Origin of the sequence: Rhodococcus sp. 06-470-2 (assembly GCF_002258235.1) — a bacterium.
GTDB lineage: Bacteria > Actinomycetota > Actinomycetes > Mycobacteriales > Mycobacteriaceae > Rhodococcoides.
This window is the reverse complement of sequence record NZ_NOYB01000031.1, coordinates 76,099-100,222: the sequence shown is the minus strand read 5'-3', so window position 1 is coordinate 100,222 and position 24,124 is coordinate 76,099. Positions and strand designations below refer to the sequence as shown.

Annotated in this window: 22 protein-coding genes; 6 read left to right on the top strand and 16 right to left on the bottom strand. The window is 61.0% G+C overall.

Annotation, left to right across the window (positions count from 1 at the left end; all coding sequences use genetic code 11):
• Nucleotide 1: 1 nt before the first annotated feature.
• Nucleotides 2-583 (bottom strand): (2Fe-2S)-binding protein, encoded by a 582-nt coding sequence (locus CH276_RS15055; RefSeq protein WP_052060101.1) that lies wholly within the window; start codon nt 581-583, stop codon nt 2-4.
• 345 nt (nt 584-928) lie between these two features.
• On the opposite strand from CH276_RS15055, the gene CH276_RS15050 reads away from it, so the two are divergent.
• Entirely contained in the window at nt 929-2,050 is a 1,122-nt protein-coding gene (locus CH276_RS15050) for an XdhC family protein (RefSeq protein WP_094631322.1), read from the top strand.
• 55 nt (nt 2,051-2,105) lie between these two features.
• Here the strand turns inward: CH276_RS15050 and CH276_RS15045 are convergent, their stop codons facing one another.
• The 4 genes from CH276_RS15045 to CH276_RS15030 all read right to left on the bottom strand — a co-directional run bounded on the left by CH276_RS15045 (nt 2,106) and on the right by CH276_RS15030 (nt 6,328).
• Nucleotides 2,106-2,387, bottom strand: coding sequence for a hypothetical protein (locus CH276_RS15045; RefSeq protein ID WP_094631321.1), 282 nt, complete (start codon nt 2,385-2,387; stop codon nt 2,106-2,108).
• Between the two features lie 17 nt (nt 2,388-2,404).
• A complete protein-coding gene (locus CH276_RS15040; RefSeq protein ID WP_094631320.1) occupies nt 2,405-3,742 on the bottom strand; it encodes a TRAP transporter large permease subunit in 1,338 nt (445 codons plus the stop codon).
• The gene (locus CH276_RS15035) at nt 3,739-5,202 is read right to left on the bottom strand and encodes an MmgE/PrpD family protein (RefSeq protein WP_094631319.1); all 1,464 of its coding nucleotides are present in this window, start codon (nt 5,200-5,202) and stop codon (nt 3,739-3,741) included. The genes CH276_RS15040 and CH276_RS15035 overlap by 4 nt, the downstream gene beginning before the upstream one ends.
• Nucleotides 5,203-5,434: 232 nt before the next feature.
• Complete coding sequence (locus CH276_RS15030; protein ID WP_094631318.1) at nt 5,435-6,328, bottom strand: LysR family transcriptional regulator; 894 nt, start codon at nt 6,326-6,328, stop codon at nt 5,435-5,437.
• A gap of 176 nt (nt 6,329-6,504) precedes the next feature.
• Here CH276_RS15030 and CH276_RS15025 point away from each other — a divergent pair, with 176 nt between their 5' ends.
• A complete protein-coding gene (locus tag CH276_RS15025; protein ID WP_094647432.1) occupies nt 6,505-7,605 on the top strand; it encodes a tartrate dehydrogenase in 1,101 nt (366 codons plus the stop codon).
• A gap of 225 nt (nt 7,606-7,830) precedes the next feature.
• A complete protein-coding gene (locus CH276_RS15020; protein WP_094622339.1) occupies nt 7,831-9,330 on the top strand; it encodes an aldehyde dehydrogenase family protein in 1,500 nt (499 codons plus the stop codon).
• An 85-nt stretch (nt 9,331-9,415) separates the two neighbouring features.
• Here CH276_RS15020 and CH276_RS15015 read toward each other — a convergent pair whose 3' ends face one another.
• Together CH276_RS15015 and CH276_RS15010 are read right to left on the bottom strand one after the other, a co-directional pair.
• The gene (locus CH276_RS15015; RefSeq protein WP_094631316.1) at nt 9,416-10,810 is read right to left on the bottom strand and encodes an MFS transporter; all 1,395 of its coding nucleotides are present in this window, start codon (nt 10,808-10,810) and stop codon (nt 9,416-9,418) included.
• On the bottom strand, nt 10,807-11,265 hold the full coding sequence (locus CH276_RS15010; protein WP_094631315.1) for a MarR family winged helix-turn-helix transcriptional regulator: 459 nt from the start codon (nt 11,263-11,265) through the stop codon (nt 10,807-10,809). Before CH276_RS15010 ends, CH276_RS15015 begins: the two co-directional genes overlap by 4 nt.
• A 244-nt stretch (nt 11,266-11,509) precedes the next feature.
• Here CH276_RS15010 and CH276_RS15005 point away from each other — a divergent pair, with 244 nt between their 5' ends.
• Nucleotides 11,510-12,325 (top strand): IclR family transcriptional regulator, encoded by an 816-nt coding sequence (locus CH276_RS15005; protein WP_217901454.1) that lies wholly within the window; start codon nt 11,510-11,512, stop codon nt 12,323-12,325.
• An 89-nt stretch (nt 12,326-12,414) separates the two neighbouring features.
• On the opposite strand, the gene CH276_RS15000 is transcribed toward CH276_RS15005, so the two are convergent.
• The 8 genes from CH276_RS15000 to CH276_RS14965 form a co-directional block, all read right to left on the bottom strand.
• Nucleotides 12,415-13,182 carry an SDR family oxidoreductase gene (locus CH276_RS15000; protein WP_094631313.1) on the bottom strand — a complete coding sequence of 256 codons (768 nt, stop codon included), beginning with the start codon at nt 13,180-13,182 and terminating at the stop codon, nt 12,415-12,417.
• Nucleotides 13,183-13,236: 54 nt separating this feature from the next.
• Nucleotides 13,237-14,673, bottom strand: a complete 1,437-nt coding sequence (locus tag CH276_RS14995; RefSeq protein ID WP_254924313.1) for a sugar porter family MFS transporter — start codon at nt 14,671-14,673, stop codon at nt 13,237-13,239.
• Nucleotides 14,674-15,132: 459 nt separating this feature from the next.
• Nucleotides 15,133-15,465: a cupin domain-containing protein gene (locus tag CH276_RS14990; RefSeq protein WP_176460602.1), complete on the bottom strand. Its 333-nt coding sequence runs from the start codon at nt 15,463-15,465 to the stop codon at nt 15,133-15,135.
• Nucleotides 15,466-15,659: 194 nt separating this feature from the next.
• Entirely contained in the window at nt 15,660-16,082 is a 423-nt protein-coding gene (locus CH276_RS14985) for a nuclear transport factor 2 family protein (protein ID WP_094631311.1), read from the bottom strand.
• 45 nt (nt 16,083-16,127) lie between these two features.
• Nucleotides 16,128-17,123: a ketopantoate reductase family protein gene (locus CH276_RS14980; protein ID WP_094631310.1), complete on the bottom strand. Its 996-nt coding sequence runs from the start codon at nt 17,121-17,123 to the stop codon at nt 16,128-16,130.
• 17 nt (nt 17,124-17,140) lie between these two features.
• Nucleotides 17,141-17,857, bottom strand: coding sequence for an HpcH/HpaI aldolase family protein (locus CH276_RS14975; protein ID WP_208601188.1), 717 nt, complete (start codon nt 17,855-17,857; stop codon nt 17,141-17,143).
• Between the two features lie 107 nt (nt 17,858-17,964).
• On the bottom strand, nt 17,965-19,419 hold the full coding sequence (locus tag CH276_RS14970) for an aldehyde dehydrogenase family protein (protein WP_094631309.1): 1,455 nt from the start codon (nt 19,417-19,419) through the stop codon (nt 17,965-17,967).
• 39 nt (nt 19,420-19,458) lie between these two features.
• Entirely contained in the window at nt 19,459-20,280 is an 822-nt protein-coding gene (locus CH276_RS14965; protein WP_094631308.1) for an SDR family NAD(P)-dependent oxidoreductase, read from the bottom strand.
• Nucleotides 20,281-20,428: 148 nt separating this feature from the next.
• On the opposite strand from CH276_RS14965, the gene CH276_RS14960 reads away from it, so the two are divergent.
• Entirely contained in the window at nt 20,429-21,268 is an 840-nt protein-coding gene (locus tag CH276_RS14960; RefSeq protein ID WP_094631307.1) for a hypothetical protein, read from the top strand.
• A 122-nt stretch (nt 21,269-21,390) separates the two neighbouring features.
• Nucleotides 21,391-22,881: an NAD-dependent succinate-semialdehyde dehydrogenase gene (locus CH276_RS14955; RefSeq protein ID WP_094631306.1), complete on the top strand. Its 1,491-nt coding sequence runs from the start codon at nt 21,391-21,393 to the stop codon at nt 22,879-22,881.
• 130 nt (nt 22,882-23,011) lie between these two features.
• Here the strand turns inward: CH276_RS14955 and CH276_RS14950 are convergent, their stop codons facing one another.
• The gene (locus tag CH276_RS14950) at nt 23,012-24,058 is read right to left on the bottom strand and encodes an NAD(P)-dependent alcohol dehydrogenase (protein ID WP_094631305.1); all 1,047 of its coding nucleotides are present in this window, start codon (nt 24,056-24,058) and stop codon (nt 23,012-23,014) included.
• Nucleotides 24,059-24,124 lie beyond the last annotated feature (66 nt).

Genomic DNA, 24,124 nt, shown 5'->3' with positions numbered 1-24,124 from the left:
TTCACGCACCTCCCTGTTCCGCCACGCGGGAGATGGCGGTGACGATGTTGGTGTAGGCACCGCATCGACAGATGTTGCCGCTCATCGATTCTCGAATCTCTTCGGGAGAGCCGGCGTGACCTTCGCGGATACAGCCGATTCCCGAGAGGATCTGGCCGGAGGTGCAAAAGCCGCACTGGAAGCCGTCTTCGTCAATGAATGCTTGCTGTAGCGGATGCAATTGGCCATTTGTTTCGAGGCCTTCGATGGTTGTGATGTCTGATCCGTTCGCTTGGACGGCAAGCGTCAGGCAGGACAACACCCGCTGACCGTCCGACAGGACGGTGCAGGCACCGCACGCGCCCTGGTCGCAGCCCTTCTTCGTTCCGGTCAACTCCGTGTGCTCCCGCAACATGTCGAGCAGGGAAGTGCGATTGTCAACGGCAAGTTCACGTTCGGCTCCGTTCACCGTCAATCGCACCGGCGACGTTTCGGACGGGGTGACCGGTGTGGTTGATTCGTTGGAGCAACCGTTCAGCAAAGACACGGCCGCTATCGCGCCACCTGCAGCGATGGAGGTACCGACAAACGTTCGGCGCGTCATGCTGTGTGGAACGCGAGCTTCTTGGGGCGAATCGGTGTCGTGCTGTGGGGCCATTGCACTCTCCTGGTCACTGTACGAACGTGAGGACGCGACTGTTGGCCCCATGGTTGCAGCGGATCGGTGAATCGGACAGGCACTGGTTAGGCACGTACTGGCAGGGAACCCCTCTGGCCGCAGGTTCGGTGGCAGGGGCCGTTACTGCGGCGTACCGTCGAGCGGAAGTCAGGTCGTCGCTATATCGTTCGCGTCTCGACACCGCGGCATCGGCGGATTTGATGTATGTAATCGCACGCGTTCTCGAATGCCGAGATCTCAATCGCGTCGCGATTCGGGAAAGGCTCTTGAATGTTCGAATTGCTCGATGACATCAGTATTCTCCTGGAGTCCTCTCCCGTCGCGTTGGCACGTGTCGTGGCAACTTCCGGAGCCGGCCCGCGTGCCGTCGGAGCCACCATGGTCGTGACCGCTGACGGGGAGCCGTTGGGTTCGTTGTCGGCAGGTTGCGTCGAATCAGTTGTGATTCATACAGCGCTCGAGGTCATCACAACCGGGACGTCCGCGTGCGAGCTGTTCGGCTACTCCGACCCCGACGCACTCGAGGTCGGACTCCCGTGTGGGGGCGAGATCGAAGTGTTCATCGAGCGAATTGACCCCTCGGACAAACAGATGATCGATCGGTTGATCGCGGCCCGTGACCAGGATCGCCGGTTCGCCCTGGTGACGGTGCTCGACGATGAGCCGCGGCGTTTCGTGACGGGTGACCCGGAGGTGCCAGGAGGCAACCGGTCGGCGTGCGCGTTCCACAACGGTGAGCTCAGCCTGCACGAGTCGGGATCGACCGGAATTGTCGAAGTATCGGGCGACGGTGCCCGCGCGTTCGTCCATACTTTCCTCCCTCCGCCGCGGATGGTCTTGGCCGGCGCGAACGATTTCGTCCGAGCATTGGGTGCATCTGCCACGCTGCTCGGGTACCGGGTGACCGTCGTCGACGCCAGGCCTGTCTTCGCGACGACCGAACGTTTCCCGAACGTGCACGAGGTAGTGAACGACTGGCCGCACCGATATCTGAAAGCCGAACACACTGCCGGCAGACTCGACGGTCGCACGGTGGTCTGTGTGATGACACACGACAGCAAGTTCGATGTCCCGATGTTGGTGGCCGCACTGGAGCTGGACGAGCTCGCCTTCGTGGGCGCGCTCGGTTCGCGGCGCACGCACTCCGAGCGGCTCGAAAGACTACGTGCTACGGGACTTTCCGAGCATGTGCTCGCGCGTGTGAACTCACCCCTCGGACTCGATCTCGATGCGCGGTCCCCCGAGGAGACAGCCATCTCGATTCTGGCGCAGCTGATAGCTGATCGAAGCGGCGCATCGGGACAGCGGCTGCGCCAGTTGGACGGTCCCATACATCGACAGCACGGGGTTATCGGTGTCGACCGACGCCCGTCGACGAATGCGGTTGTCTAGCAGTAGAATTGCGTATTCGTCGGTAGGTGCCCGACCGCTGGTCGTCAGGACTCGTTCATTGCGGCGCGGACGATGCTCCACCCGGTGCCGCGTCATGAAAGCCGGAGTCGGTCGAAGAGTCCTCGGGATCATCGAGATACGACATGACGAATGCAAGCAACCCGGCTACTCCCGCGCTACCGAATACGTAAGGGCTCATCGAGGCAAAAGTCTGAGTAACGAATTCCCCTCTGCCGAGGATCAGTCCGGCCGCCTGACAGAGGACGATCACCAGCCCCCCGACCAGAAAAACGACTGTGCTGAGGCGGAAGAGGGTCGAGACGACTGTGCGGAACATGAAGGTGTCCTATTCATTCAGACGGGGAGAATGCCGAGCGCGATCAGCACACCGATAGCGAGAATTGGAATGCAGTAGTACTTGAGCAGCGGCACAAAGATCTTCGACGGATCGATTCTTGCGATTCCTGCCGCGATGTAGATCGGCGCGCCGGACGGTGGTGAAGCTCCCTCGGTGGATGCAAAGACCAGCACCGCGGCAGCTGCGATCGGTACAGGAACGCCCGCCCCGGCCAATGCTGCGACCGCCACCGGTCCGACGGTTGCTACGGTGGCCGACGCCGTCAAGGGGATTGCGATGACCACTATGATGATTCCGACCAGGATTGCCATCAGCCATTTCGGTGCGGCCAATGACTCAAGCATCGAGGTCAACTGCTCGGGAAGGCGCAATTGGCCAAGGACGGCGGACGCGGAGAACGCCGCGACGAGCGTCGTGCCGATGATTCCGAACTGGGGTGCGGATTCGCCGAGTATCTTCCACCAGCCTCTGCCGTCTCTGGGCAGGTGTCTACGTCCGAGAAAGAGGACGAGCAGAATCATCAGAACGGGGATCCAGGTGATGATGCTGATCGCTCTCGACATCACCAAGTCCGTGTATCGCCCCAGTGCGTTCGCGATCGGCCCCTGGGTGAGGAATAGGGGGACGAGCAGCGGAATCAGTAGAAGGCCCGAGGTCCACCCAGCGCGAAGACTGCGTCGGGCAGGAATTCGGTCCTCGACAGCGATCGGCTGCAGGCCGTTCCTGCGAATCAGATAGAAATTGAGCACAAGTCGGTAGACGAGACACCACACACCGGCGATGGCGAGAGGGACAATGATGTCGTCCGCGTCCATCATGCCACTGACAGTGGCCGATCCGACCAAGATGAACATGGTCGCACTGAATGGAAACGTCAAACCCATGCCTGCTGAACCGGCTACGACGGTGGCAGACAATTCTCCGCTGACGCCGGAACGCTTCATCCATGGAACAGTCACCGATCCCACGACCGCGGCCATTGATGCGCCGACATGGGCGACCGCCCCGAAAATCGCCCCAGCCAGCGTCGTGGTGTAAATCGGCCCTCCCTTCATTCGCCCGAGGAATGAGTTGAGAATATCGATGAGCCGATCGAGCACCGGTGTTTTCGCCAGAATGAAACTCATGAAAATGAACGCCAGCGCAGCAAAAGTAATTTCGGCCTGAATCGCGTCGACGAAGCCGCTCGCCATGTATCGCGGCGCATCTCGGCCGGCGAATGCGCCGACTACGACGAAGCCGACGAGCATCGCCTCGCCGATATTTCGTTTGAGTACTGCATTCCACGCTACGATGGTGCCGATGAATGCCACGAGCGCCCAGATAGCGATCACAACCGCGCCTCGGATTTCGTCGAAGTCGACTGCGGCGATGTCTCGTACTTCGGTGAAAAACCTTCGTCCACATTAGGGCTGAGATTTTCCATTACGACCGTTGCGTCGTCGAGCGACTCCAAGTTCTTGATCAAGTCCACGACTTTGACGAGACTGTCGTCTGAATGCCTGGTAACGGCGACTGCCGCACAATCGCTGAATTTTTCGGCCAGGTCGCTCCAAGAGAGCGGCGCATCATCGTTTCCTGGTACCCCGGTGCCGGTCTTCTCGTATCGCCGACCGTCCTGAGTGACGATCTCGACTCGCCCCGGAGGTAATTCGAGAGTCCAGTCCAGTGACGCATCACTTATCGGCACTATCTTCTGAGCAACGGCCAGGACAGATGTGTCCTTCAAAGATTCGCTGCTGAAGTGCGAGATCTTTACGGTCCCATGAACTGCGGCGACTGCGACGAGAAATGGGAGGCTGAACTTTGCGTCGACCAACGTCGTTGGGATTCGGCGTGCTTCGAGCGGACTGCACATGAGATCGTGGTAGTCGCCGACGAATACGCGAATCTCGATGAGATCGTCCGCAGTCAATTCATTTTCTTTCAGTAGTTCGATGGTCGCGTGAATGTGACTGTGAGCGGTACCGACAGCCGGCCACTTCTTGTAGAGAGTTCCGCTACCTCGGTAATCGCTTCCCAGGCCCTCGAGAATCTGCGCGCGATCGTATACGCCGCCGAAGTATGTTTTCAGGAAGCCATATTCGCCCTCGAACAGGGTGTCGACGCCCGTGGTGCCTTTCTCGGCCAATAGAACGGCTGTCACTGCGCCTCGGGCGGAAAAGCCAGCGTACATACCACGAAGGTCGCTTCCGGTCCCAGCCACTACCTCCATGACACCGCTCGATTGCATGCTTGCTATCCCGAGTGCATGGGCAAGCTGACTGGCGGAAAGGCCGAGCACGCGGCCCGCTGCCGCGGTGGCGGCGAACACCCCCACCACTGTCGACAGGTTCCAGTCCTTACGCCAACCGACGTTGCACCGAAGCCGGGCGAACAGGTCTTGACCCGTCGCGACCGCCGCGATGAGGTCTTTGCCGGTTACGCCGCCCTTGCGCTCTGCGACGGCGAAAACGGCAGGGATGATCGAACTGGAAGCATGCTGGCCCCAGGGAGTCTGATCGTCGTAGTCGAGGCAGTGCGCCAAGGCACCATTGGCGAAGGCTGCAGCGATGGCCGGCAGCTTGCCTCCGAAAGCCATGAGGGACGCCTCAGGGGTACCACCACCCTCTCGGACCAGGTCGATAGCTGCGCGTACCGCCGGCTCGACGCCACTGGCGGCGAGGATTACTCCGAGAGTGTCCAAGATGCTTTTTTTGGCGGCTTCTATCGCCTCCGGTGACAGTGACTCGAACGCACTGTTGGCCGCTGCGTACGCCAGGTGGTGTACCAGATCGTCGGTTTCGGTCGGCATTTGAAAACCCCTATCGCGATTTTCTCGAATGACAGCGTCCGGTTCCGGATACGCGTTGTCGCTTGTGTCACAATTCGAGTCGATCTATTAAGGGGCTAAGCAGCCTCGAATGTCCAATACGTTTTACCAATAGAAGTTATCGGTTGCGCCGATGTTCAAGTGCCGGGCGAGGTCGCATTTCGAGAGCGCCGACAATGCTCTGTGCGACGCGTTGAAGCATTCTCGGTAGTGCTCAATTCGGTACTTCGCCGGCGTATTTCTGGGCTTCGTCCATCAGCACTTGCGCCGGGGGAGTCATGTGTGTCAGTCGGCACACGGCGGCGACGTGCAGGTATGACTCCGGGACGATGCGGCGAACTCGTACACCTGCCTTCTCGGCCGACGCCGCCCAGGCAGAGGGAGTGACTGCGTGGCCGAAGCCGCTGAGCACCATGGGGAGGATGGACGTCCGGTGTGCGACTTCGGCAGCGATAGTGGCGGGGATCCCGCTGGCGAGAATGTCGTCCACCAGCGATCGCATCAGCGACCCCTGCTGTGAAGCTATCAACCTCAGCCCGGACAGCTCCGACCGCTGAATCTCGGGCCGGTCAGGTAGATCCGCGTCGGGGCTCGACAGCAACAACAGAGGCTGGCTCTTGAACGTCACCACCCGCAGGTCCGGTGCCTGAACGGCCTGAGGTGAGCCGAGAATGCCTATCTCGCTGACGCCGGTGCGAACCGCTCGGAGGACCTCTTCAGGGGTGAATGCGGCTTGGGCATTCACGGTTACTGCCGGAAACAGTCGACCGAACGCGGTGAGGATAGTGGTGAGGGGCTCGATTCCCGGTGACGGCATCGTAATCAGGTCGAGGCGTCCGCTCCGAAGTCCCTTCAAGCCATGGACAGCTGCTTCCGCGTCGTCCAGATCGCGCAACACCACTCGAGCCGGCCCCACCAAGGTTTCGCCGGCGTCGCTCAGTACGAGTCGCCGACCGATGCGATGGAACAGCGGCACTCCCAATTCGCGCTCCAGTCCGGCGATGGCCTGAGAAAGAGTGGGTTGGGCGATGAGTAACACCTCGGACGCGCGATTGATGCTTCCTTCATCGACGATAGCCAGGAAGTACTTGAGCTTTCGTGCATCCACTCGAACCTGCCTCCACGTTGTGCTGGTCGTGAGGTTCGATGCAGTCTAGCTGCGGTCGAACCACTTCGATTGATTGATCCTATGAGCGGCATCGGAACTTGGTAATGGACGGGGGGTAGCTTGCGCAGTCTTAATTAGTGGGATCAAGCGTGATCTGTCTGACATCGGAGGTAGTAGTGGGCTCGCAGTCGACCACGTATCGGATCGCGTCGATCCCCGCCGACGGTGTCGGCGCAGAGGTGGTGGGCGCGGGCAGACGCGTATTGGATGCCGTGGCCGGCCACTCCGGCGGTGCGTTCGCCTTCGAATGGAACGAGTTTCCCTGGGGTAGTGAATACTACGCGAAGACAGGCAAGATGATGGCCGACGACGGGCTCGAAATTCTGAGAACCTACGACGCCATCTACTTCGGTGCGGTGGGATGGGAGAACGTCCCGGACCACATCAGTCTGTGGGGTCTGCGTCTGAACATCACACAGAACTTCGATCAGTGGGCAAATGTGCGACCGGTGAAGTTTCTGCCCGGAGTGCAATCCCCGTTACGCAAGGCCGACGACACAGAACTCGACTGGGTCGTCGTCAGAGAAAACAGTGAGGGCGAATACGCGGGCCTCGGTGGCCGCAACCTCGGCGGACGCGGACCGGGCAACGAGGTGGCACTGCAGACATCACTGTTTACCGACAAGGGCTGTGAGCGGATCATGCGCTTCGCGTTCGATCTGGCGCGCACTCGCACCGTTGCAAAAGTCTCCTCGGTTACCAAATCCAACGCCCAGCAGTACGGCATGGTGCTGTGGGACGAGGTCTTCCGTCGGGTGGCAGCGGACTATCCAGACGTTGCCACGGAGAGCGTTCTGGTCGATGCGATGAGCGCAAAATTCATCCTTCACCCAGAGGAACTGTCCGTCGTCGTCGCCTCGAACCTCAACGCCGACATCCTCTCCGACCTCGGATCTGCACTCGCCGGTAGCCTCGGCATCGCAGCGAGTGCCAACCTCAACCCCGAACGCCGCTATCCGAGCATGTTCGAACCCGTCCACGGTTCGGCCCCCGATATCGCTGGCAAAGGCATCAGCAACCCCATCGGCGCGATCGCCAGCGCAGCCCTCATGCTCGATCACTTCGGACGCCATGCCGAGGCCAGGCAGGTCGAAGCCGCCATCGAAGCCGCCACCGCGGGGGGAGTTCTCACCCGCGATATCGGCGGCACAGCAGACACCGAGGCCGTCACCGACGCCATCGTGAGCGCGCTACGGGCCGCGCTCACCCCAGCGTGAGCAGGTGCATCAGACCCCGGTCGGCTCGATATGACCTTGTCGAGCCGACCGGTTCCAATGAAAGTTTTATCCGAGCGTGGCGTAGTTCGCCCGAGGGGTACACCAGATGTGAAATCCTTGTACGCGAACCAGTTTCGGCTTATGTATGTAGAGCGCACGTGTGAACCCGTCGGTTGATTCTCTGCCGATCGACGCGGTGTCGTAGATTCTTTCGAGAGGATGCAAGTGAGTACAGATCTCCAGAATTTCGCCCTGTTGGATGGTGCCCAGAACTTCTTGGCACGGGAGGTGCACCACCCTTTCGTCGACGGGCGCAGTGTGCCGGTTGATTCCGGGGAGACTTTGACGACCGTCAATCCGTCGACGGGCGAGATTCTCGCCCGGATAGGTGCAGGCGGTGAGTCCGACATCGACCGGGCGGTAGTCGCCGCCCGCCGCGCCTTCCACGGTCAGTGGAGCACCTGGTCTCCTTACGAACGTCAAGCTCTGCTGACGCGCGTCGCGCACATCATGGACGACCGTTTCGACGAGCTGATTCAGATCGAGGCGCTGGACATGGGTGCCCCGGTCACGAGGTTGCGTAACTCCAAGGCAGCCTTGATGAAGATGTTGTCGTTCTTTTCGACGCAAGCGGGAAATATCTCGGGTGAGACCTTGATGAATGGCATCCCTGGCGACATCGCCACAATGACGTTGAAAGCTCCGGTGGGTGTCATCGGAGGCATTATTCCGTGGAACGGTCCGTTGGGCGGTCAGTTCTGGATCGTCGGTGCGGTCTTGGCGAGTGGGTGTACCACCGTTCTGAAGCCCTCCGAGGATGCGTCGCTATCCGTTCTGAGGACAGCAGAAATACTGCACGAGGCGGGCGTTCCCGCCGGCGTCGTCAACGTGGTCACTGGCTTGGGCAAAGATGCAGGCAACGCGCTGGCCAGTCATCCTGACGTCGACCGAATTGCCTTCACCGGATCGACGCAGACCGGCCGCAGCATCATCAAAGCATCGACTGTGAACATCAAAGGCCTGCAGCTCGAACTCGGTGGGAAATCCGCCGACATCGTCTGCGCCGATGCAGATTTGGACAAAGCAGTACCGGGTGCCGCCATGGGTGTGTTTGCGAACTCCGGTCAGATCTGTTTCGCCGGAACGCGTGTGTTGGTTCAGCGGTCCATCGTCGATCAGTTCACCGAACGACTCCTGCAGTACATGGACGAGATCCGAGTCGGACACAGCCTCGACGACGCGGCCACCCTGGGCCCGATCATCTCGCAGCCTCAGTTGGACAAGGTCATGGCCTACACCGACATCGGTCGTGAGGAAGGAGCAGAACTGCTCCGTGGCGGCGAGCGATTGGGCGGCGATCTCGGCAGCGGCTACTTCATGGCACCGACCGTGTTCGGCGGTGTGTCGAACAGTATGCGTATCGCTCGCGAGGAGATCTTCGGACCGGTGCTCTCCATTCTCCCGTTCGACGACGTGGACGAGGCCATTCGTATTGCCAACGACAGCGACTACGGGCTCGGCGGTGCAGTGTGGTCGCAAGGTCTGTCGACCGCCATGAAAGTGGTTCGTGGGGTGCACACCGGCACGATGTGGGTGAACTGTTACGGCTACATCGATCCCATGGTCGGTTTCGGCGGCACCAAGTTGAGTGGATACGGAGCCAAAGGCAACGCTGCCCACATGGACAACTACCTCTACACCAAGTGCGTCTACATGGAGCTGTAACGACTCGCTGACCGCCCAAGCGGGCCCCTTCCGTCGATTCTGTTGCGTCACTGCGCAATCAACGGAGGGGGCCCGATTTTTGTACTCAACTCCGTGACGTCGCCGCTCGACGGTACGCGAGCAACCCCGCAAGTACGACTGCAGCGCAGACCATGATGAACACACCTGTACGGTGCAGGCCCGCGTCGTCGACAACCGGACCTGCAGTGATCTGGAGTACGACCACCGCAAGATTTGCTCCGACGAAGGCGATGGTGCGGTACATCCCGATAGCGGTGCCGACGTCGTCGACCGAGGTCGTGGCATTGATGAGGCTCTGATTTCCGATGTTGTGGAAGCCGTTGGGAATTCCGAGTACGGCGGCGACCAGAAGAAGCACGTAGATCGGGGCGGTGCTGGACTCGACGGTGGCGATCAGAGTGCCGCCGACGAGCATCATCACCGTGCCGGCGAGAAGGGTGCGTCGCGCGCCGAACCGGCCGTATACGCGGGCTCCGAGGACCGTGGACAGGACGGTGACTCCGGCGACCGGCAGCATGGTCAGGCCGGTCTCGATGGGTGTCATTCCCCGAGACGCCTGCAGCCACTGTGGGATTCCGAAAAACACACAATAGAAGCACGTGTAGGTGATCAGCGCACCGCCCAGGGTCGCGGCCAGCGCACGGTTATGGGCGAGAGCGCGTACGTCGAAGAATGGTTGCTTCGTGCGACGTTCCCACACGACGAACAGCACGAACGCGACAGAGGAGACAGGGAGTATCCACCATCGGGCTGTGTGTGCGATCGACGCCAGGAACACCATCAACGACGCCACTGTGGTAACGAAGAACGCGATCCCTATTCCGTCCATGGCTCCGAGTGCCTCTCGCACGGACACCGTCGACCGACCCTCGTCTCCGACGTCGACCGACAACACTGCGATCGCGCTGATGGCCACGACGGGAAGGTTCACCCAGAGGATCGACTGCCAGCCGAACGTTCCGACCAGAAGCCCGCCGACTGTCGGGCCCAGAGCGGCAACGGACTGCCCGCACATCACGATGGTGGTGAGCGCAGTGCGGGTTTGCTGCCCGTGCAGTTCTCCGTACGCCCGGACCATGGTCATCGCGTTGGGCATATGCGCCGAGATCCCGACTCCTAGAACGACATACGACGCGATCAACGTTCCGATGTTCGGCGCGAAGGCGCCACAGACGGAACCCGACGCCACGAAAGCCAAACCTGCCAAAAACACGCGACGTGCGCCGAGCATCGATCCCAAGCGACCCGCCATCGGCGCGCAGACGGCCGTTGTGATGTACATAGCCGAGATGACCCACGAGACATTGGCGCTCGGGCCGAACTGGGCAGCAATTCCAACGATGGCCACAGCGATCATGGACGAGTTGAGCGGTTGAAGCACGGTTCCGGTGGCTGCTGCTCCTCGCACGCTGAATGGGACCGATGTTCGCGCCAGCCCTGTTTCGGTACTCCGCGTCATTTACGCACCGCCCGGTCCTCGACGCTGTCGCTGACGACAGGTGCGCTCGACAGGCGGCGCAGCAGGGCTCCGGCGGCAAAGAGCACGTCACGTTCCACAGCACTGCAATGCGTGTCGAGTGCGTTTGCCAGCCACTCGTCGCGCTTGCGACGATCGGCTCCGAGCTTGGCCTTGCCCTCGTGGGTGATCGAAATGATCTGCGCGCGACCGTCATCAGGGTCTTGAATGCGGGTCACCAGTCCGCGCTCTTCCAGTAGTGTGACCGTCCTGGCCACGGTCTGCGGTGTCACCCGCTCCACTGTGGCCAGTTCACGGGCGCTCATTGCACCGATGCGGTCGAGGTTCCCAAGGGTCTGAAGCTGGGTGGGTGTCAGTAGATGGCCGGCGACGTTCGCTCGAATAGCTCGGTTGAACAGCACGATGTCTTCTCGAAGTGCATCGACCCGATCGTCCACACGATCCTCCTCATTAATAGCCAGCATTGCTTACGAATATACGCCTTTTGTTACGATTTGGGCTGTACAGTGGCGGATAAGTAGGCAGCATCACTGGCTAATCGGTCGTCGACCGGGCAGCCGTGCGGCGTTACACGCCATGACGGGCCGGAGCACTAGGATGAGCGTTACGCGGCGAACGACGGAAGAAACGGGTCGGACTCGAACGATGGCACAGTCTCATGCATCGAATGACGTCGATGACGTGGCGGAAAGCCCGGACACGGCTGGCAGTCTGGAAAAGATGCTTCACATCCTGCAATTGTTCAGTGAAGCTCAGCCGATGTGGTCCACTGCCGCGATCCTCGAGTACCTCGATACTTCTCGTTCGACGGGGTATCGGTACATCAAGACGCTGAACGATGCCGGGTTGATCGCCGCTGTGCGTAACGGGCAGTACACTCTCGGCCCCCGAATCATCGAGATGGATCGCCAGATTCGTGAGACCGATCCTCTTCTGCTGGCCAGTCGTGGTGTGCTGGAGGATCTGGTGGACAACATCGGCCACTCGGCGTTGTTGTGCCGACCGTTTGGTGACTCGGTCCTCTGTGTCGGTGAGTACCGAGCTCCGCTCAGTCCGGCCAATCGTTTTTCTCGCGGTGAACGGCGTCCGTTGTTTCAAGGAGCGGTGTCGAAAATAATACTGGCCTACCTTCCGCACCACCGCCTGAAGGCGTTGTACCCGCGTCAACGCGAGCAAATTCAGCAGGCGGGTCTGGGTGACTCGTGGACCGCCTTCCGTGCGACTTTGGGTGCATTCAAGAAAGACGGCTTCGTTGTCACAGTGGGGGAGTTCAACCCTGGGGTCTGCGGCGTCGCGGCACCGGTTCTCACTGGCCAGAAAACCGCGCTTGGAAGTGTGGGGGTGGCGTGGGATGTGAACGAGCGGCGAGATGTCGACGTGCGGCGGGCAGTGGCGGCTGTGAAGCTTGCAGCGTCGAAGATTTCGGACGGGGTAGCCGACATACAACGTCGAGCCGACGCCGCAGACGGGGCGGGGCCGGTCCCGACCTCCCTGTGATCGAAGCGTCCGAGTACGCAACGCAAATCGCCGCCAGACGATGTGCTCTCACACGGTCTGACGGCAATTTGTCGATACTGGAAGGTCGATCAGATTCCGACGGTCTGGCCTCCGTCGATCACCATTGCATGACCGGTCGCGAAGCTCCCGAGGTCTGACGACAGCCACAGAACCGCAGACGCGATCTCGGCGGCGGTTCCCATCCGTCCCACGGGTTCCTGGCCGATCACACGAGCCCTGCCTTCGGGAGTGCCGCCCGAGAACCTGTCCATCATGGGCGTCTCGATGATGCCAGGACAGATCGCATTGACCCGAATGCCCTGGTCAGCGTAATCGAGTGCCGCGGACTTGGTCAGTCCGATCAATCCGTGCTTGGCTGCGACGTATGCGGCCTGTCCTCGAATTCCGATGACACCTGCTCCCGACGACGTGTTGACGATGGATCCACCACCGTTTTCGAGCATCGCGGGAATCTGGTACTTCATGCAGAGAAAAGCGCTTCGCAGATCGATGTCGATCAGCCGAGTCCACTCGTCTTCCTCGATGTCGACCAGCGGTGCGGCCGGCTGTTCGATGCCTGCGTTGTTGAATGCGACGTCGAGTCGTCCGAATTCCGCGACGGTCCGCTCGATGGCGCTACGAATGTCCGCCGAGGACGACACGTCGCAGCGCACGGCTACCGTTCGACCGCCGTGTTCGGCTGCAAGCCTCGCGGTTTCGTCATTTCCGGCGGTATCGATGTCGGCCAGAACCACGTCCGCACCCTCGCTCGCAAAGGCCAAGGCGGTTGCGCGGCCGATTCCGCTGCCGGCTCCCGTCACGAATACAGCTTTTCCGGCAAATCTGCGTTCAGTCATTTTCGGGCAATCGCCTTCTGTTGGGTGAGTGAGAAAGGTTTGCTGTGCGCCAGGCTACGAACTTGCTGCGGATGCGGTGCCGCGGGCTCGCATCTCGACTTCCACTTCTTCGAGGGTGCGCCCCTTGGTCTCGGGAATGAACCGAAACGCAAACAGTGCGGCGAGCACGTTCAGTACCATGAATCCGCCGAACACCACCACGGACCCGAACCGCTCCGCGAGGATTGGGAAGAGGAACGAAATGAGCGAGTTCGCAATCCAGAGCCCGCCCAGAGAGGCGCCCATGGCAAATCCGCGGATTGGTAGGGGGAACAGTTCGGACAGCACCAGGAAGCCTGTCGTTCCGAGGAAGGTCACCATGAAGCCGGTGACCGACAGCATGAACAGCAGGATCAGGTAGGAACGCACGGTGGTTTCGGGCAACATGTACGTAATCAAAAGACCGAAGTGCGACACCGCGACACCGACGAAGCCCAACAGCATCATCTTGCGCCGTCCCATGATGCCGAGAATCCACATTCCGATGATCGTGAAGAGGATCATCGCAATTCCCACTGTGACGGACGCGAGCAGAGCGGCGGATCTGGTCAGGCCGGACGTTTCGAGAACCGTCGGTGCGTAATACATCACGACGTTGATCCCTGTGGTCTGCTGAGCAACCGCCAGAACGATGCCGACCATGATCAAGCGTTTCATCCAGGGTTCGTTGCGAAGCACGGCCATGACCGACACTTTGCCCTGGACTTGGTCGTCTTCCACGATCGAGGAAATCTGCTTGTACTCGGCTTCGACCCGGTCTGCCATATGGGCACGTCGGAGCACGTTCTTGGCTTCGTCCCATCTCTGCTTGCTCGCATACCAACGAGGGGTGTCGGGTAGCGCGAGCATGCCGAAGAACAAGGCGACGGCAGGAATCGCGGCAATGCCGATCATGTAGCGCCACACCACTGAGCTGTCGACCAGGTTGGCCAGCAACGCGTTGAGTACGAAGGCCAAGAACAGCCCGACGGTGATCATCAACTGATTCATCGTGACAATGCGGCCTCGCTGCGACGCAGGTGCCATCTCGGCGAGATAAAGCGGAACGACGACGGATGCGACTCCGACGGCGTAGCCCAAGGCAATTCGTCCTGCGACCAGAATTGCGACCGTCGGAGCGAGAGCGCAGACGATGGTGCTGACGATGAAGATGAAGCCAGCGATGACCAATGACTTTCTGCGTCCCAAGCGGTCTGCGATCGGACCGCCCAAGAGTGCACCTGCTGTCGCGCCGGGAAACAGCAGTGAGGTGACCACCAACCCTTCGCTGACGGCGGTGAGGTTGAAGTCGTCACGTAGATATACGAGTGCACCCGCGATCACGCCAGTGTCGAGACCGAACAGCAACCCGCCGATACTGGCGATCAGCGTCAGCCGGAACAGAAACGTTCTGGGGTCTTCACGACTACCTTGATCGGTCGCGACCCGCGTGGAGTCCAACTTGTCGGACACAGAAATTCTCCTTCGTGATGAACGGCCTGTGCCGCGGAAGTTCGCATGTATCGGTCGATGCCCGGTCTTGCGGTCGGTCTTCGGCAACAGTGTGGGTGCAGCCGTGGTTGTCACGGCAGCGGCAAGTCCTACGGTGAAACGCGGGGCGCGGGCCCAGGGTCGGGCGGTAGTGGCCGCGCTGCTTGAGTGCCACGCGTCGCTGGAGTGTTGACACTTGCTGCGATTACGCAAAGTGACGGCACTCACATCGTTGAAGATATCCTGCCATGTGGGAAATAGTCAACAGTTTGATTCGATCTGTTCGGCACTGTCGCCACGCGGAAGGTGAAGGTGCAAGATCTTGGGTGCCGAGTATCGACCCTGGATTCGATTGCTTCGGTCACGTTGACGGACAAAAGATTCCGGCCCCGCTCAGCGGAACCGGAATCCCGAGTCGGTACGAGCTCGAGTCGGTATGAGTCAGCGAGTCGCGGCGATGTGCACAGCGGAGACCACGCAGAATTCGTCGGTCCGATTTCGCCACGCATGCTTGGTTCCACGTTGAATGATGGTGTCGCCCGGCCGCATGACCGTCTCGCCGGTGTCGAGGATGACGCACGCCTCACCCGAGATGACGGTGACGATGTCGATGGTGTCCGTCGTGTGCATGCCTGGAGGATCCGACGAGTCGACCGCGTCGCCTGCGCCGGATTCCGCCAGGATTCGCGCATAGCCGCCTTCGTAATCCCACTCGTTGTCTGGGGCGAAAGCGGTGATGACGTAGTTGTAGCCCGCCGGCGGGGGCGGAATCACCGCGGCACTCGGAGGGCCGTTCGGAGCCGTGACCGGAGTCGGAACTTCGGTCCCCTGCCACAGGTGATTCCGGGTGTAGCCGTCGGCCACTAGGCGGTCTGTCGTTGGACCGTCACTCGTGATAGCTGATCGGCCTTTGTCGTCAAGGCCAGTGACGATGAGGCGAGACTGAAACTCGCGGTGTTCTCCGGTCATCAGTGAACCTTCCGTCCGCTGTCGAGTGTCGCCGATTCGCGCAGCAGTGCTTCGTCTACAGGTGCATTGTCAACGTAGATTTTCTGATCCACGAACTTCCCGTCGACGATGGTGATCTTCGAGGCGGCTTTGATTTCGACGACCTCGCCGCCGCGCAACGTCCAACGGCCGAGAGACTCGAAGAAGACGACACCGTCGTCCTCTTCCCAGACGTCGACGAGATCGTGTGCGAGTGATTCGACCCTGTCCAGCGCGGTGCTGAAGGCCGAGATGACCTTCTCGCGCCCGACGATCTCTGGGCTGTTGCCGAACGTCAGAGTCATGTTCTCTGCGTAGTACGTTGAGAATTGTCGAGGATCGTTGTTCTGCATGGCCGTGTAGTACTCGGTGAGCAGAGTGATCGTGTCGGGCGTTGCGCGCATAGGTGCGATCTCCGTAATTAACAGTGGTGGGGGTGGGTCGACGGTTCACGCCGAGTCGCGATAGAGGCCCGCAGCACGTGCTCGTTGAATGACCAGTTCGATCACGAAAGACAACGTCGGTGTCGGGACGTCAGCCAGTGCGGCCAGCTCGAGAGGGACTCGAAACAGAGCGTCGATCTCCATCGGCCGGCCGGCCTGTAGATCCTGAACGACGCTCTGCAGATGAGTCGATGCCGATTGCTTACGTAGAACGTCTCCGGGATCGGCCGGTTCGCATCCCAGCGCTCGTGCGATGGCACCGTTTTCTGTCACCATCGTCAACGCGGTCGCTGCCACAGGTGGTTTGTCGAGAACGTCCTTCATGACGGAGCTGCTCAGCACGCCCAGCGCGCCACCGATCAGGTTCATCGACAGTTTTGCCCAGACGGCGTCGCGGATCTGCGAGGTGGTTGTTGCTTCGAGCCCGCTCGAGTCGAAGAGCGACGCAACGGCCTCCAAGCGATTGTCGACTCGACCGTCAGGCCTGCCGAGTATCAGCCTGTTGCGTGGATTTACGGCGGCGATTTCTCCTGGTGCGACGACGGTTCCCGCGGTGTACGCAACGGCACCCACCGACCGGTCGGGACCGATGAGCGAGAACAGGGAAAGATCGGGATCGAGTCGTCGTAAATCGGTACCGTCCAGAGGTCCACCGTGGGAGTGGAAGTACCACCATGGAATTCCGTTCGAGACGAACACGACGAGGCTGTCATCGTGCAGCAGCGACGCGATGTCCGCGGCGATGGACGGCAGCGTGGGGGCCTTGACCGTGACGAAGACGATGTCCTGTGGCTCGAGATCGCCCGGTCTATCGGTGGCGGACGGGTGTGAGTGCAACTCCCCATCGTGGGTTCGCACCCGGAGGCCGCGTTCGCGTACCGCTGCGAGATGTGGGCCGCGCGCGATGACCGAGACCTCAGGTCCGCCCCCGCCTGCAGCAAGGCGGCCTGCGAGGTGTCCGCCGACGGCTCCGGCTCCGTAAATACATACTTTCGTGGGCATGTGACTGCTTTCCCGCGTCAGGAGAACTGCTGACGCTTCTGTGCGGCGGCACCGGCAAGGAACGAAATGTCGTTGCCGGTCGAGACGTAGCCGGCACCCATGTCCAGGTACTGACGGATCAAGTCCGGACGACCGCCCATTCCGCCGATTCCCACAGTCTTTCCACCGGCCTTGCATGCTGCGATGACTCGCAGGTACGCCTCGTGAATTTTCGGATGATCCACCTGCCCGGCGACACCCAGTTCGACGCTCAGATCGTTGGCTCCCACAAGCACCACGTCGACGCCGTCGACCGCCGCGATGTCCTCGGCTGCGTCCAGACCGGCCTGAGATTCGATCATGACGATGACCATCGACGCTTGGTCCAGCTCGCGTACGACTTGCTCGGCCGGCAGTGTTCGATAATGCAATTGGGGGGCAGCCCCGGCAAGGGAGCGCTCGCCGAGCGGGGCATGCTTGACCGCTCGAACAGCGGCCCGCGCCTCGTCGGCGGACGCAACACCCGGAACGACGATTCCCATTGCGCCGGAGTCCATCACGCGTGCTATGAGCGCCGGATCGAGGTCAGGAACGCGAACCAAAGGCGTGACACCCAGATGATTGCAGGCCATACATATCTGGCCTGCGTCCTGCAGTGAGAAGCTGCTGTGTTCGAGGTCGATGTAGACAGTGTCGAATCCCGCGGTATGCGCAATTGAGGCGATGTCGATCGTCCGTACGAGGCGGACCGTCATCGAGTAAACGGGTTCGCCTCGGGAAAGCTTCTCTTTCGCGAAATTGTGAAGTAGGACTGGGGTTTCGTCGCTCATGTGCTGTGGTCTCCTGTGTGATCTGGGTGTGTTCAGCCGAACAGGGCAGGCAAGTCGCTCGCCTCGTCCTCGAACCCGTAGACGGACTTGACTTCCAAATATTCTTCGAGGCCGAGTTTGCCCATCGAGCGGCCGATTCCGGATTGCTTGTAGCCACCCATCGGTGTGTGGGAGTCCGTTGCTGCGCCGTTCACGCTGATGCGCCCGGCGCGAATTCGGTTCGCCACTTTTCTGGCGTTCGCGAGGTCGCCGCCGAACACGTAGCCGCCGAGGCCGTACGGGGAGTCATTCGCGATGTTCACTGCTTCGTCTTCGTCGCGGTACGAAAGAACGGCCAGAACAGGTCCGAATACCTCCTCGCGGGCGATCGTCATCTTCGGTGTGACTCCGGTGAACACTGTTGGCTGCACGAAGTACCCGCGGTGGAGGCCCTTCGGCCGATCAGCGCCACCCGTTTCGAGAACAGCACCCTCGTCGATGGCGGTCCGAATCAGATTCTGGATTGATGTGAGCTGGCCGGCGCTGACGACAGGTCCCATCGTGGTCGAACTCTCCAGTGGATCGCCGATTCGGAATCGCCGCGCCTCATCGAGAAGGAAAGGGACCACGTTTTCGATCTGACTCTCGTGCACCAGCATTCGGCTGGGCGCGTGGCAGGATTGGCCGGTGTTGAGGAAGCACCTCTGAATGTTCCATCGCGCGGCCTTCTCGAGGTCAGCATCCGGAAGGACGATGTTCGCAGACTTGCCACCCAGTTCGAGGCATACCCGCTTGACGGTGCTCGTTGCCGCGGCTGCTCCCACGAGCTTGCCGGCACCGGTGGATCCGGTGAACGAGATCATGTCGACGTCGGGGTGATGGGACAACCGGTCACCCACCTCGCGACCGGTGCCACTCACCAGGTTGAATACTCCCGCTGGAACACCGGCCTCGTGGAGTACCTCGGCCAAGAGCACGCCGCTGGCAGCGGATTCGACGCTCGGTTTGGCGACTACGGTGCACCCGGCCGCCAAGGCGTAGATGAGTTTGATGACTCCCGTTTGAACTGGCCAGTTCCACGGTGAGACCAACCCGCACACGCCGATCGGTTCGCGACGAACAATAGCTCCGCCGACCCTCGACTCGAACGGATAGTCGCGCAGGAGGTCGCGGGCAACCCTCATGTGATCGGCCGGTCCGGTGACCTGTGCACGGTTCGCGACCGGAATGCCCACCTCTCGCGCGATGAGCTCGGAGAAGTCGTCCAGACGTGACTCGTAGACGTCGATGATCCGATCCAACAGCGCGATTCGACTCTCGACGGAGCTTTCCGAGAAAGTTTCGAACGCACGGCGCGCGGCTGCAACCGCGAGATCTACGTCTGCGACGCCACCAAGGGCAACGGTGGCGAATGCTTCTTCGCGGGTGGGGTCGATCAGTTCGATCGTTTTGGGTGCGATGGGCTCGACCCATCGACCGTCGATATACAGGTGCGGGTATTGCCTCATGGATCGAGCCTTCCTCGGGTGTTTGTCAGGTCGGTTGGACTAGCTGCTGTGTGTGTAGCCCCCGTCGCACGCGATCGTCTGCCCTGTGACGAACGCGGACGCAGGAGTTGCCAGAAAGAACATGATGCCGACGAGATCGGTGGGCACCATTCCGCGTGGAATGCATTGGAGCGACTGGGCGCGCTGGCGAACCTCGGCGGTGGGGTTGATGACTCGTTCGACCTCGGTGGCAACCGACCCCGGCCGAATGCAGTTGACGGTAATTCCGTGCGGGCCGAGCTCGCGCGCCAGCGAATTGGTCATACCGATCAGCGCGGACTTGGAGGTCACGTAGTGCAGGTAGTTCACCGTGCCGCGGGTCACCGCGTCGGAGGAGACGTTGACGATACGACCGAAGCCCGCCTTGCGCATGTGGGCCGCTACTGCCCGGACGCACAGATATGTCCCGGTGATGTTGACCCGCAACACGTGTTCCCACTGTTCGACGGGAATTTCGTCGAAGGGCCCCTTCTCGATGGTTGCGAACACGGATGCGTTGTTGATGAGCACGTCGACACGGCCCCACTTGGAGACGACGGTATCGACCATGGCACCCACAGCTTGCTCGTCGGCGACATCTACCTTCACCGCCAAAGCGACGCCGCCTGCATTCTCGATCTCGCCGACAACTGCTTTTGCCCTGCCTTCGTCGAGATCGGCAACAACGGCGAGAGCCCCGGCTGCAGCGAACTGTCGTGCGACCTCACGGCCGATGCCTTGTCCAGCACCGGTCACGATCACCACGCGATCGTTGACGCTGAAGTCGCGCGCCGAAGCGGGGACTCCCGAATCCTGGGGGGCGTGTGTGAGCGCTGTGGTCATGTCGGTCCTTGTCGAAGTCTCGTTGTGTGGTGTCTGGGTCTTCAGCGAATTTGTGATCCGCATCTATTTAGTGGTGGACAATATCCCGAACTATGGGATATTGTCAACGAAGTTCGGAACGAACGTACAAGCAGCTAAGGAGCAGAACATGCGAGTGAGCAGGGCATCGGAGACCGGCGAGGAAGCCGTCGGCACAATGCGCGAGGGAAAGCTCGAACAGAAGCATCTTCTGTTCGGTGTGGACGGCTCGCCCAACAACTACGATCTGAACACCGGCTACACCGGTAGCGGTGGTTGGAGGACTCCGCGTCACCGACACGACTTCGATCAGATCCGCTACGTCGTCGAGGGCCGTCTGCCGTACTCGGAGACCGACTACCTGGAGCAGGGTTGGGTCGGCTACTTCCCCGAGAGCGTTCATTACGGACCCCAGGAACGTGAGGAAGGCTTGCGCACACTGGTTCTGCAGGCCGGTGGAGCCAGCGGCAACGGCTATCTCTCTGTAGCGCAGCGTGAAGCGACCAATGCCGAGTTGAACAAGAAGGGTGCGTTCAAGAAGGGTCTTTACCACTACACCGACGAAAACGGGGTAGAGCAGACCTTGGACGGTTCACAGGCGATCTTCGAGCACGCTACAGGCCGCAAACTGGAGTTTGCGACTCCGCGCTACACCGACGTGATAGCCATGAATCCAGAGGCATACGACTGGATCCAGCAGGGTGAATCGGGAGTGTGGGACAAGTGGCTCGGCAACTTCACCGAGCGCAACCTCCGCCTCGGGTTCGTCCGCCTCGACGCGGGCGCGACCTACGGGGCGGGACAGTTTTCGTCGATCGAGATTCTGTTTCAGCTCAACGGTAACGTGCTAGTCGGTGGCGAGAAGTACGGTGCCGAAACGGGTTACGAGTTCCTGGCCAACGAGGGGCCCGTGGCCATCGAAGCCGTCGAACCCACAGAGTTCTTTCGCGCTGTGCTGCACACGTTCTGAGCCTGCTACTGAACGATGGCGTGCCCTTGCCTTGACGTACGCCTACACGCGCCGCGTGCGCAAGAGTTGGACGATCGGCGACTGGTCGACATCCCGTCACCGGAAAGTAGGCTGAGAAAATCATGACTACCGATCTCAGCGACAGCCGTTCGTCTCAACGAGCAAGGGCGACCATCGCCGCAGTCCCTACCGGCGTATTCATCGGTGGGGAGTGGGAAGAAGCAGCATCCGGTGAACGTTTCGAGGTCATCGACCCAGCAAGTGGGCACGTCATCGCGACGGTCGCGGACGGAGGACCTGAGGACGCGCAGCGCGCCATCGAAGCAGCCGGCCGCGTCCAGAAAGACTGGGCGAAGACCTCGCCCCGCGAGCGAAGCGAGCTCCTGCGCCGGGCGTATGAACTGATGCTGCTCGAGCAGGAGGATCTGGCACTCATCATCACCAGCGAGATGGGCAAACCCATTGGGCAGGCGAGGGACGAGGTCGCCTACGCTGCCGAATTCTTCCGATGGTTCTCCGAGGAAGCAGTTCGCGTCGCCGGTGACGTCACGACAACGGGTGACGGAAAGAATCGCATCATCGTCTCTCGTGAACCGGTTGGACCATGTGTTCTCATCACTCCGTGGAACTTTCCGCTCGCGATGGGTACGCGAAAGATCGGGCCGGCCATCGCGGCAGGATGCACTGTGGTCTTCAAACCCGCGAATCTCGCACCGCTCGCGTCCCTCGCGCTCGTGGACATCCTTGTTCGGGTCGGCCTACCCGAAGGTGTCGTCAACGTCGTGTGTACGACCGATGCATCGGCTGTCGTGTCGCCGTGGATGGCCAGTGGAATTGCCCGCAAGATCAGCTTTACGGGCTCGACGGCTGTCGGTGTCCTGCTTCTCGAGCAGGCGTCTCGCCATGTCATGCGGTCGTCGATGGAGCTCGGCGGTAACGCTCCGTTTATCGTGTTCGAGGATGCGAATCTTGATCGAGCCGTCGAAGGCGCGTTCGCGGCCAAGATGCGGAACATGGGCGAGGCGTGCACGGCGGCCAATCGCATTCTGGTGCAACGGTCGGTCGCAGATGAGTTTGCCAGACGGCTCGCAGAGCGGTTGGGCGCGCTCTCGCTCGGTGACGGAGTCGACGAAGCTACGGAAGTCGGCCCTCTCGTCGATAAGAAAGCTCTGACGAAGGTCGAAGATCTCGTAGGTGATGCCCTCCGCAGGGGAGCGAAGGTGATCTGCGGCGGTGCGAGGCCGGACCGTCCTGGATACTTTTATCTACCAACGGTTCTCGTCGACGTCCCGGCCGACGCTGACCTCATGTTCGAGGAGATTTTCGGGCCCGTGGCTGCCATAGTGCCGTTCGACTCGGAGGACGAGGCTGTGCGTCTCGCCAACGACACCCCTTGGGGTCTTGCCGCGTATCTGTTCACCCAGGATGTCGATAGAAGCTTTCGCGTCGGGGATGCCCTCGAAGTCGGAATGGTTGGTCTCAACACCGGCATCGTGTCCAACCCTGCCGCGCCGTTCGGCGGTGTCAAGGCCTCTGGATTGGGGCGCGAGGGTGGACGGGTGGGGATCGACGAGTTCCTCGAGTACAAATACATGGCGATACCGCGTACCTGACCGGCACCGGATTACATCCGGTGCCCAGTCGTTGCAATGCCGACGCCACTGAAAACGACGCTGACGACCCGCCGGCGCGAGCACGTTACGCGCGTGCGCCGGCGGGTCGGCGTCATAGTCGAGTGAGAACTCAGGCCAAGGTCGAGGTATCGATGACGAAGCGGTACCGGACGTCGGATGCGAGGACCCGCTCCCAGGCGTCGTTGATCTTGTCGGCGGAGATGACCTCGATCTCGGCACCGAGATGGTGCTCGGCGCAGAAGTCGAGCATTTCCTGAGTTTCGGCGATCGATCCGATGGCCGAGCCTGCGAAGGTCCTGCGGTGGGGGATGAGCGAGAAGACCTGTATCGGAAGCGGTTCCGCGGGGGCACCGACGTTGACCATGGCACCGTCTACTTCGAGCAGTGACAGATGTGCGTTCAGGTCGATCGAGGCGCTGACGGTGTTGATGATCAGGTCGAATGTGGATGCGAGCGTCTCGAAGGTATCGGGGTCGCTGGTTGCGTAGTAGTGGTCGGCTCCCAGTCGGAGTCCGTCTTCTTGCTTCTTCAATGATTGCGACAGCACCGTTACCTCGGCACCCATGGCGTGGGCGATCTTGACGGCCATGTGGCCCAATCCGCCCATGCCGACGACGGCTACCTTCTTGCCGGGTCCGGCACCCCAGTGGCGCAGGGGTGAGTAGGTGGTGATGCCGGCGCACAGCAGGGGTGCGGCGGCGTCGAGTTCGATGCCCTCGGGGATCTTGACGACGAAGTGCTCGGTGACGACGACTTGCTGGGAGTAGCCGCCCTGGGTGGTGGTGCCATCGCGGTCGGTGCTGCCATAGGTCTGGATGTTGCCGACGAGGCAGTACTGCTCGAGTCCTTTGACACACTGGGCGCACTCGCCGCAGGAGTTGACCATGCAGCCGACTCCGACGCGATCGCCGACGGTGTGCGTGGTGACCTCGGATCCGACCTCGGCAACGATGCCGGCGATTTCGTGTCCGACGACCTGGGGGTAGTTGATCGGTCCCCATTCGCCTCGTGCGGTGTGGATGTCGGAGTGGCAGATGCCGGCGAATTTGATATCGATTCGGACGTCGTGCGGCCCGAGGTCGCGGCGTTCGATGGTGGCGGGGGACAGGGGCTGGTCGGCTGCGGTGGCGGCGTAGGCCTTCACTGAAGTTGTCATGTTTCGATGGAACACCGCGGACGGCAATCGAACCAGTCTCTGAGAAAAGGTGTACTGGCAAGGTAC